General features: G+C 39.3%; 11 protein-coding genes. 9 read left to right on the top strand and 2 right to left on the bottom strand.

Annotated features, from left to right (window positions below; translation table 11 throughout):
* Positions 1-58: 58 nt before the first annotated feature.
* Entirely contained in the window at positions 59-973 is a 915-nt protein-coding gene (locus L6I86_RS26650) for an AraC family transcriptional regulator (RefSeq protein ID WP_236291432.1), read from the bottom strand.
* Positions 974-1,153: 180 nt separating this feature from the next.
* Between L6I86_RS26650 and L6I86_RS26645 the strand changes: the two genes are divergently transcribed.
* The 4 genes from L6I86_RS26645 (at position 1,154) to L6I86_RS26630 (ending at position 4,168) form a co-directional block, all read left to right on the top strand.
* Positions 1,154-1,966, top strand: coding sequence for a phytanoyl-CoA dioxygenase family protein (locus L6I86_RS26645; RefSeq protein ID WP_236291431.1), 813 nt, complete (start codon positions 1,154-1,156; stop codon positions 1,964-1,966).
* A gap of 157 nt (positions 1,967-2,123) precedes the next feature.
* Positions 2,124-2,663 (top strand): hypothetical protein, encoded by a 540-nt coding sequence (locus L6I86_RS26640; RefSeq protein WP_236291430.1) that lies wholly within the window; start codon positions 2,124-2,126, stop codon positions 2,661-2,663.
* A 239-nt stretch (positions 2,664-2,902) separates the two neighbouring features.
* Positions 2,903-3,478, top strand: a complete 576-nt coding sequence (locus tag L6I86_RS26635; RefSeq protein ID WP_236291429.1) for a VanZ family protein — start codon at positions 2,903-2,905, stop codon at positions 3,476-3,478.
* A 240-nt stretch (positions 3,479-3,718) separates the two neighbouring features.
* Complete coding sequence (locus L6I86_RS26630) at positions 3,719-4,168, top strand: tellurite resistance TerB family protein (protein ID WP_236291428.1); 450 nt, start codon at positions 3,719-3,721, stop codon at positions 4,166-4,168.
* Between the two features lie 82 nt (positions 4,169-4,250).
* Here L6I86_RS26630 and L6I86_RS26625 read toward each other — a convergent pair whose 3' ends face one another.
* Complete coding sequence (locus tag L6I86_RS26625; protein WP_236291427.1) at positions 4,251-5,144, bottom strand: LysR family transcriptional regulator; 894 nt, start codon at positions 5,142-5,144, stop codon at positions 4,251-4,253.
* A 103-nt stretch (positions 5,145-5,247) separates the two neighbouring features.
* Between L6I86_RS26625 and L6I86_RS26620 the strand changes: the two genes are divergently transcribed.
* The 5 genes from L6I86_RS26620 (at position 5,248) to L6I86_RS26600 (ending at position 10,758) form a co-directional block, all read left to right on the top strand.
* Positions 5,248-6,483 (top strand): YbfB/YjiJ family MFS transporter, encoded by a 1,236-nt coding sequence (locus L6I86_RS26620; RefSeq protein ID WP_236291426.1) that lies wholly within the window; start codon positions 5,248-5,250, stop codon positions 6,481-6,483.
* Positions 6,484-6,505: 22 nt separating this feature from the next.
* Positions 6,506-7,330, top strand: a complete 825-nt coding sequence (locus L6I86_RS26615; RefSeq protein ID WP_236291491.1) for an alpha/beta fold hydrolase — start codon at positions 6,506-6,508, stop codon at positions 7,328-7,330.
* Positions 7,331-7,510: 180 nt separating this feature from the next.
* Complete coding sequence (locus L6I86_RS26610) at positions 7,511-8,014, top strand: VanZ family protein (RefSeq protein WP_236291425.1); 504 nt, start codon at positions 7,511-7,513, stop codon at positions 8,012-8,014.
* Positions 8,015-8,242: 228 nt separating this feature from the next.
* Positions 8,243-8,944 (top strand): response regulator transcription factor, encoded by a 702-nt coding sequence (locus L6I86_RS26605; protein WP_236291424.1) that lies wholly within the window; start codon positions 8,243-8,245, stop codon positions 8,942-8,944.
* Positions 8,941-10,758 carry a sensor histidine kinase gene (locus L6I86_RS26600; protein WP_236291423.1) on the top strand — a complete coding sequence of 606 codons (1,818 nt, stop codon included), beginning with the start codon at positions 8,941-8,943 and terminating at the stop codon, positions 10,756-10,758. The genes L6I86_RS26605 and L6I86_RS26600 overlap by 4 nt, the downstream gene beginning before the upstream one ends.
* The last annotated feature ends 99 nt before the right edge of the window (positions 10,759-10,857 follow it).

Here is a 10,857-nt window from a genome sequence, read left to right as displayed (position 1 = left end):
CGCCGTGCTGTTGATTGCCGTCGAGGGCAATCAGGGATAGAAGATACTAGTAGGCTGTCTATCGATCAGCCATATTCTTGTGGTCATCCTCACCACCATAAAGTCTAAACGTCGACGGTGACATTCCGGTAATGGATTTGAAATGCCGACTGAAGTAATGGATAGAAGTATAGCCTAGCTTACTAGCAACAACCTCAACTTTTTCTTCTTTTAAAAGCAGCTTTTTAGCTAATTGCATGCGTTTATGAATCATGTATGGCTTCGGCGAAACACCCATGACTTCCTTAAATAGCTGGGAAAAATAGATGTGATGGTAACCGCAGCTCTCGGCTAGATCTGTTATACTCCATGCATGCTCGGGATGTTCCTTAATCATCTGCAGGGCATTGTTAATCATACTTCGCTTCGAGCTATGTGTGGTAACAACGTCTAACTCACGACGTATGATTTCAGTTAAGACTTGCATCAGAAGTCCTCTTAATACGAACGTATAGCCATGTTCTTCTTCTTTGTATTCTTGAACAATTTGATGAAGAATTCGTTCACCTTCCATGAATCTGAAATGAACAGGGATTGTGACGCTGCCATAACCCTCAACTTCAACCGTACAGCGCAACGATGGCTCGTATGGGGGATTCTCATTGAAGTTTTTTAGCTTAGGACCTGGATGAACAGGCTCTGGAGATATACGCATCCAATCAAAGTGTAGACTGATAAACGTGACGGAGTTATCGGGATGAACGGTAAGCTTGTGCAGCGTATCTGATTCCAAATAAGCACATTCACCTGAAAGAATCGCATATTCATCGGAGCCGATAAACAAATCCATACGACCAGATACCACATAGACAAGCTGATAATCAGGAATGGTTCGAGGGCCGTAAACTGTACCGGCCTTAACGTTCTGTATATTGGCATAGTTCACAGCAGGAAGTAATAAGCCCATTGGCCCCAGCGAGCGAGAATGCTCCATTTGATTTTCTCCCTAAACAATCTTTTATCCTCACATATTTCGCTGTTTGTGATTAAAAACCTTTGAAAAGTACAACTAAATCTACTCTTTCCTGCAACGACTTGTGGAAGGCACACTGTTACACTTGATCTTGTAAGCGGCAACCGTGGCTAACAACAAATCATGGATGGGGGATTAAACATGCTGACAGTGGAACAATTGGAGGCCTTTGAGCGTGATGGTTTTATAAAAGGTGAGGTTGTGCTAAATGACGAGGAGGTTGAGCTGCTACGTCGAGAATTGGATCTAGTATTGGAAGGAAGAACGGAAAAGAAACCGGTTTTGAATCGTAATTTACTAGATAAAAGCGAATATGGTATGAGTATGGAAGCTAATGAAACTATCGTTCAAGTTGTGAACATTTGGATGGCTAGTGATCTTTATTTGCAGCATGCAGCTAATCGCACGTTATGCGAAGAGGTTGCACAACTCGCGGGTACTGACACATTACGGATTTGGCATGATCAAATTCAATACAAGCCGCCAGTTACAGGAGGGCCAACGAAATGGCATCAGGATCATCCCCTATGGCCGATCATTAAACCTTCAGAGCTGATTAGCGCTTGGGTAGCGTTGGACGATGCGGTTATTGAGAACGGTTGCATGTGGATGGTACCCGGTAGTCACACTTGGGGTGATCATCAAAGGCACTTGCTTCACGGTGCAGACCATATGCCTCAACATAAACGTCCTGAATTGCTGCCCGCAGGTGTGGAGATAAAGCCAGTACCGTTCGAGATCAAGAAAGGTCAAGTCGGCTACCATCACTGTATGACTTGGCACGGATCTTTGCCTAATCACTCCCAAACTAAACGGCGTGCAATTGCGGTTCATTATATGCCGGGGAACATTCGTTTTGAGCCCGTCGGCAACCACCCAATGAGTAAACATATTCAAGTTCAACCAGGTGAACTTTTGACTGGAGCAGATTTTCCCGTTGTGTATACGAAATAAATGTGAAGCCAGCAAACTCTGAGTTTGCTGGCTTTTTGCACTTCAAAACTAATACAATCTCAATTTCAACTTTATATGATCTTCACTTCATCTTGATATGTAAGCCTTATATTCATACCTGTAACAACAATTAAAACAAAGAAAAGAGGTAGTTAACATGATTAAGAATCAAACCAAATTAATTACAGTACTTGGTATTTCAGCAGTACTACTAGTAGGAGCTGCTAGTACATATGCAGCGAACGCATCCAATACAGTCACAAAACAAGTAAATGAGGTAGTACACGTTCAAACAACGGATAAAGCACCAACGCCCCAAGAAATTGAAGCTGTATTACAAGGTGAACCAACACCTTCAACTATTAAAGTAGAAGGATTATTTTCAAAAGATGGTAAGCCAGATTACACAGCAGACTTTTTCCTAAACGATGAAAAATTAATTTCGTTATTAAAAGTAAGCGCACAAGAATTAAAGCAAGAATTAGCTACAGGAAAATCTGTCGTTGAGATTGCAGCATCTAGAAATGTTTCAAAAAAACAATTGCTAGATGCCATTGGGAAAACACAGGTTGACGCGCAAATTCAAGCTGAGAATAAAGGTGAAGTCCCTAAAAGCAGTAGTCCCATTGAAAAAGATATTACAAGAAAAGTGGAACAAGTCATCGAGCATAAAACGGAAACCCCATGGAGTAAATAAATTTGTTCAACAAAAGAAGGAACAGTTAGCCGAAATAGGCAGCTGTTCCTTTTTTATATCTATAAGCAAAGTAGGAGTAGAAGTTCTTCACAACGAATGTTGCCATTGATAAATGGCTGAAGGACAAAACAGCTTTTGTGATATAATGCTTATTAACGTGGATAGGGAATATTTTCAACAGTGTGATATAAAGTTGGGACTTTATAACGAATTAATATTTTGTGGAGTTGAAAGTGATTATGTATATAAGGCAAGGTATTAAATCATTTATATTATTTGGTGTTTTTTTAATCTCTTATATTTTTCTGTTTCTTCTCATCTTTATTTTTAAGTATGTTTCACCATTGGAATTATTTAGTCCAGATCGATTATACGATAGATCTGTAGATGTCATACCATTTTATACGATATATAGCTATTTATCAGGTAAACTGAATGTTTCTCCTATTATCGTAATGACGAATATATTGGGTAATATTATATTGTTTATACCTTTAGGCGTGTATGTTCAATTATTAAAGAAAGACAAGAAAATATCCATAAGTATGGGAATAGTTTTTCTTACTAGTGTACTTGTTGAGATGTTCCAATTTATATTTGGAATTGGAGCTACTGACATTGATGATATTATTTTAAATAGCTTAGGTGGATTAATTGGGATTTTAGTATATAGAGTATTATCCTTGATCTTTAAAGATGAAGAGAAAGTGCGTTTGACAATTGTAGTAACAGGACTCATTGTTATTTTGCTTGCTATTACATTTAAAGTACTATTATTCTATATATTTGGTCTTAGAATTAGACTGCTGCCGTAGTCGATAAGTGAATAACGGGATGTGTTTTTGGAATAGGTGGAGTGCTGTGATCTGGAACGATTTAATAGGGAACAAGCAGATTGAAATCTTAAAGAGAGAACATTTGACCGATCATCTGATCAGATTCAAGCTTTGCTGAGATAAAGTACAACTCGATTTATTTCTACATAATTTGCTAAATCTAAAAATTGTATCTAAAATAAAGGAAGCGTGCAAATAAATATAATGGAGGCTTCCTATATGAGTATTGGATTCAAATCATGGTTGCAAAATTCAAAACAAGGTTTAACCGAACAGGTTAAGAAATTCAAGAACAAAGACTTTATGGATGCCGTAGTTGCTGGATGTGCGGTTGTAGCTGCAGCGGACGGGTCCATTGATGCCAATGAAAAGCAAAAAATGGCTGGATACATGAGCCGTAGTGATGAATTAAAAGTGTTTGATATGAGCGATGTTATTGCTCGATTCAATCACTATGTTGGAAACCTTGAGTTTGATGCCATGATTGGCAAACAAGAAGCACTAAAGTCAATTGCCAAATTTAGTAATAAGCCTGAGATTGGGCGAGTCATCGTTGGTGTATGTAGCGCAATCGGAGCTGCAGATGGTGATTTCGATGATAAAGAGAAAGCCGCGGTTCGTGACATATGCAATTCACTTGGATTGAATCCTAGTGAATTCAGCTTATAAGTACTAAAGGATAAACGTTCACTCATTTGGGTGAACGTTTTTTGTCGAATATGGTGAGGTCGAAGAAACCACACAATGTATATCATTTTGTTTTTTCAACCTCCCTTAAGGCATTCATTAATAATAATGCTGCTCTGCCCATGATGTTGTTATCTTTATAAACTAAGCCTATAACGACAACGGGGTCAATATCGACAAAAGGTCTGATAACCAAGGTGCTTTCTAGTCCCAAACTGTCATACATAGGAACAATCCCTATGCCGAAACCTGCCTTAATCATTTGCCGAATCACATAAAAACTTCCCACCTCGATACCCGAAAAAGGATTTCGACTCGTTTGAACTAACATCCCTTCTGATAACTCCCGATAAATACAGTTTTGCTCTTTTAACAGGATGGTTTGTCCTATGAGGTCGTCCACAGAGATGCAGCTTTGATTGGCTAACGGGTGGTCGGCCCTCATCATTACTCCCAACTTTTCCTCGATTAGTGGCTCAAACTCCAGCATGAGGTTTGTTGCTGGAGATGCGCATATACCGAAGTCTAATTCACCGGATCGAACTCTTTCAGCGATAGATTTACTACCGCTAATCTCCATAGATAACTGCACTTGCGGACGAAGCTTACAAAAATCAGCTACGATAGTCGCGATCATTTGGCTCGCAATGGGTTCAATCGCGGCAAAGCGAATGGCTCCGCCATCCCCCGTATCGATATCCGAGATCGTTTGTCTCATAGATCCAATCGTTTTCAGCAAAGCGGTTGCTTCCTGATACAGCCACCGGCCGGCTTCAGAAGCAATCATGCGTTTGCCATCACGTACAAATAAAGAGACACCTAAATCAGCTTCAAGACGCTGAATCTGAAGTGTTACCGTAGAAGGTGCATATTGGAGCTCTTCAGCAGCTTTCTGAAAGCTGCCAAGACGTAAAATCGCTTCAAATGTTTTTAATGCTCGCAGATCCATGATACTCATCCTTTGTTTAATATGAACAATTCATTCAGATAGTTCAATTTTACAAAACTATGATGCCAACTTACAATAGTTACAAGAACTATTTTTGGGCAGGAGGAATGCTATGGGTTTGGGTTATAAATCGGCATTCAATTGGATCACCTTATGGTCATCACTTTTATTTGCTTTAATCCTTGGATTTTCGCGGCTATCCTACGGCTTGTTCCTGCCGGGGATCCAAACGGAAATAGGGGGGAGTTACGGTCAATTAGGCATGTTAGGAACCGTCAACTTCATTGGTTATCTGGTTGGAACCCTATGTCTACCGCCATTAATTTCCCGTTTGCAGCATAGAAAGAATGTGATCAATCGAATATCATGTTTGTTACTTGGATTGGGCATGATTGGCTCGGCATTTAGTGATCATTTCATTCAGCTTGGGTTATGGCGGTTCATGATTGGTTTTTTTTCAGCTTTGGCCACGGTTTTGGTCTTGTCTATTGCTACGGACGTCGTTCAACCCGCTGAGCGAGGAATGGCTTCGGGGCTAATCTGGTTAGGTGGCTCTGTCGGAATTCTGGTTACAGGCTTATTCGCACCTTATATCATAGAGCCTGCTCATTTGGAGGGGTGGCGCTATGCTTGGATGTCCATGGGTGTCTTCGGTATTCTTGCTGCGTTGGGCTTTGAGTTGGTAACAAGAAAGGAAATATTTGGGAGATCCATATCCACACAACTTGAATCGAATTTACAGGAACAAGTGAACGTTTACAGACTCTTGTTTAGCCCAAATAAATTTTTATTCTTGCTCGGATCTTATTTCTTCTTTGGTTGGGGTTATATTATCTATTTCACTTTTTTGATTCCCTATCTTGTGAATAATGGAATTCCGTCGAAGTATGCTGGACTGATTTGGTCGGGTATCGGATTTGCTGGTTTATTCAATGGTTGGATTGGAGGCAGAGCCATTGACCGATGGCCTAGCGGGTATACGCTTGCACTGGGGTTAGCACTAGGCACGATTGGTGTGCTAGGTGTAACGACAAATCATATTCTACTTACTTCATTAGGAGCAGTAATGATTGGGTTGGTTTCATTTATTACTCCGCCATTGATGACGACCGCGCTTCTTCGTCGTTATGCACCACATAGCGTCTATACGGTTTGCCTTAGTGTAGCTACCGCTTTTTTTGCAGCAGGGCAAATTATAGGTCCCATAGTCGGAGGCTGGGTTGTCGAGCGGTACGGTTTGAAATTTGGCGTAACATCAAGCTCTATATTTATGGCGCTTTCCGCCATGTTTGCTTGTTTATATGGACGAAAACAACGAGTACTTGAGAATTTTAAGAAGAATATTTAATAAAGGGAGAGAAACAACGATAATGAATTCACACAATAATATTTTGGCAATACGGAAATATTTTAAATCTGGCAATCTTCAGCTTTCCTATCTTGACTTTGGTGGTGAAAGTAATAAAGTGTTAGTTATGTTACATGGGTATATGGCAAATGCGAGAACATTTTCGGAGCTGGCTGTCAAATTTAAAGATTGGCGGGTAATCGCTGTAGATCAACGCGGACACGGTTGGAGTGATCATCCCTCTAAGAAGGAATACGCAAGGAATGATTACATCAATGACATAGTAAACCTGATTCAAAATGAACTCGGAGGACAACCCGTAACACTGCTGGGGCATTCTCTAGGTGGATTGAACGCTTATCAATTCGCGGCTCGTTATCCGGAGTGGGTCAAAGCCGTTATCGTTGAGGATATCGGTGTGGAAATTAACGCTGACTTCTCATTTGCCGACAAGCTTCCATTTCGATCTTCCTCTTTAAAAGAACTAAGAGATTCACTTGGCCGTGCAGGGCTTCGGGCGATTGATTATTTTTCAGAAAGCGTGTTCGAGGATGAACTAGGGTGGGGGTTCCGTACAGATCTAGCGGGGCTGCAAATTTCCGTACCGCAATCTAATGGGGTTTGGTGGGAAGATTGGTTATCATCTAATTGCCCTTTTTTGCTGATTCATGGTAAAAAAAGCTTCTTTCTTAACATCAACCAGGCAGAACAGATGGAATTAAAAAGACCTAACACTAAGCTTGTAGTATTCGAAGAATGCGGTCATGGTGTCCACTCTGATGATTTAGACGGTTTTTATCAAGTTGTGAATGATTTTCTTGCAGACCATAAAGATTGTATTGAATGAAATAACACTCGGACAATATCTTGAATCAGGCGCAATCATTCATGAAATTTAAGGAAAACTTTATAAATACCCCACTTTTTATTTAAACAGTTTCCCTTATCCTAATTGTACGAAGAGGTAAGGATAGTTTATTGGGGTAAACCTCGAGCGAGCATAGAACTCAAAAGCGAGGAAAGCAAAGTGAAACTAACGAAACTAATGAATCGCATTGTGCTACCAGTACTATTTGTCTTGTATATGCTTGCTTTATTTAGAATCATTTTATTTAAGTACGGCTCGATTGATACGGACTTTCTGTGGGATCGACTACACAAAAATCTTGAAAACCCAAACCCAGCGTATAGTATGCACCGAATGCTGTATGGTAATTTTATTCCGTTTAAAACCATTTCCGTTACCGTTCTAACTCCGTCAACACATGGAGTAATCAATTTGGTGGGGAATATCTTGGCATTCATGCCGTATGGAATTTTTATTGTACTCATGTCTAAAAGCAAAATGATTTCGCTGATTAGCGTATTTATCCAATCACTGGGACTGAGCTTACTCCTGGAATGTTTGGAGGTCTTTTTTTCCATCGGAAATTTTGATGTAGATGATCTGATCCTAAATAGCGTTGGAGGCCTACTGGGGTACGGTATTTTCAGGTTGTATGGCAAGTATGTAAGGATTAAGCGATTGTAAGGCTCTTGTCATAAGTTATTTTTTAAAACTACTTTATGATTAACTATCGTAAGGTAGTTTTCTTTTTAGGTACGGGTTGGGATTTTTCATGAACTATCAAGAACATCTTTACACAATCTTTATCTGGCTATGTTACAAATACGAATGTGCAATTTTTTATAAAAAATTCCAGTGGGTAAATACTATATTATTCAATTAGAAATTTGCTCATTATCGGGGAGAATCTACATGCCAAAAATGATACTAATCGTAGAAGACGAAGATATTTTGCGTGAAATTATTAAAGATTATCTTCTGAATGAAGGCTATCAGGTTTTAGAAGCTGTAGATGGGAAAGAGGCCTTAGCTTTATTCCAAGAAAATGATATCGATTTAATTATTCTAGATATTATGCTTCCAGAGCTAGATGGGTGGTCCGTATGTAGGCGAATTCGGAAGACATCCAATGTACCTATCATCATGCTGACAGCTAGAGTAGATGAAGATGATACGTTACTGGGATTTGAGCTAGGTGCAGATGATTATGTGACCAAGCCCTATAGTCCGCCAGTCTTATTAGCTAGAGCCAAGCGACTGATTGAAAGCAGGATGAGGGAAGATCGCCAAACCAACACCTCTGAGTCCTCTAATGACGATTCCATCACCTTAAAAGGAATTAGCATTCATCTCCCGTCGAGGACATTAACGGTTGATGGGGAACCTGTCTATTTGACCTATACAGAGTTCCAAATTTTAGCTTACTTCATGCAAAATAACGGTATTGTCATAACTAGAGAGCAACTCATACTAAAAATATGGGGTTATGAATATGAAGGGGATGATCGTACCGTGAATACGCATATTCGAAATTTACGAAGTAAGCTAGGTGATAAATCTAAGCTGATTACAACCATAGTAAGAACAGGTTATAAGTTCGAGGGGAAAGTATGAGAATCAGTATTGTCATCAAATTATTTACACTAACAACCATGTTATGCCTTTTCATCCTTGCGACGATTTATGTAGGTCAAACAATATTTTTCAAACAATACTACGAGAACAGAAAAGTCAATGAAATTAAAACGAATATCCAAACATTTAAAAATGAGTTTGTTAATCGTGTAGGGAATTTGCTGGCTATTCAGAAGCTCGAGCAAGATTTCTATCGAGAAAATAACACCTGGATTACAACTTTAGATAGCCAGGGGAACTTGAAAAATGCGAATGATTTTTATGTTGAAGTGAAAATTGATTCACCTAAAACCAACAATATATATCTTGGCAAAACGATTACGGTACCTCTCTACCAGATGATCGATATTAATGAAGTATTAAATAAAACATCAAGTCAAACGATCGCTATGTTAGTTCCAAAAGCTCGTGTCATTGTAGCAGAGTATAAAAAGGATGCCGTATTCATTCCCTATCGTTTGCAAGTTGAAAAAAGTAATTTAGTTTGGGTTAATGATAAAATAGCAAAAATGCTGGATGACTTAACGTTAGATATTAAGTATTCAAAGAAAGAAAATGTCGACTTTCCTGCTATTACACTTAGTGGAGTGGTTACTACAGTTCAGTTCCCGAGCGGGAATGAATCTTCTAGCTTCATTTACACAAACAGTTTATTTATGGACAGAATCAAAGAGTTTCAAGCGAACTTGTTGTTCAATGAATCGAACAACAAGTTGGATAGCCCGCAAATTCTTGATTTCGTCCAAAACGACGTAAAGTATAAAATGTTTATTGATCCAAATAAAGATCAGGCTGGCATACCCACTTACATCTTTTCGATGGCTTCCTTACAGCCTGTCGATGAAGCCGTTCAAATGCTAAAAGACTATTATGTATACATGATTGCGTTAGTTTTATTCCTGATTATACTTGCTGCCTTGTACTATTCAAGAAAGATTGCCAAACCCTTATTGAAAATGAATCAAACAACGAAACGAATAGCTCAATTAGATTTTTCGGAGACGATACCAATTAGATCTAATGATGAGATTGGAGAATTATCACGCAATATTAATTCACTTTCTCTAACTCTTCATTCCTATATTGAACAGCTGCAGAAGGACATTGAAAAAGAAAAACAATTGGAACGTACAAGGAAAGAGTTTATCTCTGGTGTATCCCATGAGTTAAAGACGCCGCTGAGTGTCATGAAGAGCTGTATTTCAATCCTTCAAGATGGCGTTGCCGTACAGAAGACAGATTATTATTTCGAAGCTATGAATAAAGAAGTCGATAAGATGAACCTCTTGATCGTGGATATGTTGGAGCTTGCTAAGTTTGAATCCGGTACCTATAAAATGGAGATGGATGCGTTCTGCATCGATAAGCTCATAGATGGAATCTGTGAGAAGCTATCATTGGAATTCAGCAGTAAACGGCTTCATGTGCATATGGAGCTTGTCTCTGTTGAAGTCATGGCCAATCAGCATCGCATTGAGCAAGTAATCTCCAATTTTCTGACCAATGCAATTCGCTATTCGCCAGAAGATGAACATATTTATGTGAACGTAGACGAAGAGTTAGTGAGAGTTAAGTTTAGTATCGAGAATAAAGGAGCGCATATCCCCGAGGATCAGTTGGCGAAAGTGTGGGATCGTTTCTACCGCGGAGATTCAGCGCGCCATCGTTCACAAGGCGGAACAGGCTTAGGCCTTGCCATCTCCAAGAACATCTTGGAGTTACATGGTGCTGAGTTTGGCGCGGCGAATACGGAAGACGGAGTTTTGTTTTATTTCTACTTAAATAAAGCTTGAAATTGCCACTTTTCTTGACGTGAGTATGTGCGTCTTGGAAGGTGGTTTTTGGTTTTCATTTCTTCATTTCATCTTTATCTGAATTCCATTCTATGTTTA

It is taken from the genome of Paenibacillus allorhizoplanae (assembly GCF_927798215.1).
GTDB classification, from domain to species: Bacteria; Bacillota; Bacilli; order Paenibacillales; family NBRC-103111; genus Paenibacillus_E; species Paenibacillus_E allorhizoplanae.
Note: the sequence above shows the minus strand (reverse complement) of the source record. Positions and strands in the feature narration are given on the sequence as shown.

Coding starts and splice junctions, on each gene's coding strand:
- L6I86_RS26650 (WP_236291432.1), bottom strand. CDS start 973: ATGGAGCATTCTCGCTCGCTGGGGCCAATGGGCTTATTACTTCCTGCT.
- L6I86_RS26645 (WP_236291431.1), top strand. CDS start 1,154: ATGCTGACAGTGGAACAATTGGAGGCCTTTGAGCGTGATGGTTTTATA.
- L6I86_RS26640 (WP_236291430.1), top strand. CDS start 2,124: ATGATTAAGAATCAAACCAAATTAATTACAGTACTTGGTATTTCAGCA.
- L6I86_RS26635 (WP_236291429.1), top strand. CDS start 2,903: ATGTATATAAGGCAAGGTATTAAATCATTTATATTATTTGGTGTTTTT.
- L6I86_RS26630 (WP_236291428.1), top strand. CDS start 3,719: ATGAGTATTGGATTCAAATCATGGTTGCAAAATTCAAAACAAGGTTTA.
- L6I86_RS26625 (WP_236291427.1), bottom strand. CDS start 5,144: ATGAGTATCATGGATCTGCGAGCATTAAAAACATTTGAAGCGATTTTA.
- L6I86_RS26620 (WP_236291426.1), top strand. CDS start 5,248: ATGGGTTTGGGTTATAAATCGGCATTCAATTGGATCACCTTATGGTCA.
- L6I86_RS26615 (WP_236291491.1), top strand. CDS start 6,506: ATGAATTCACACAATAATATTTTGGCAATACGGAAATATTTTAAATCT.
- L6I86_RS26605 (WP_236291424.1), top strand. CDS start 8,243: ATGCCAAAAATGATACTAATCGTAGAAGACGAAGATATTTTGCGTGAA.
- L6I86_RS26600 (WP_236291423.1), top strand. CDS start 8,941: ATGAGAATCAGTATTGTCATCAAATTATTTACACTAACAACCATGTTA.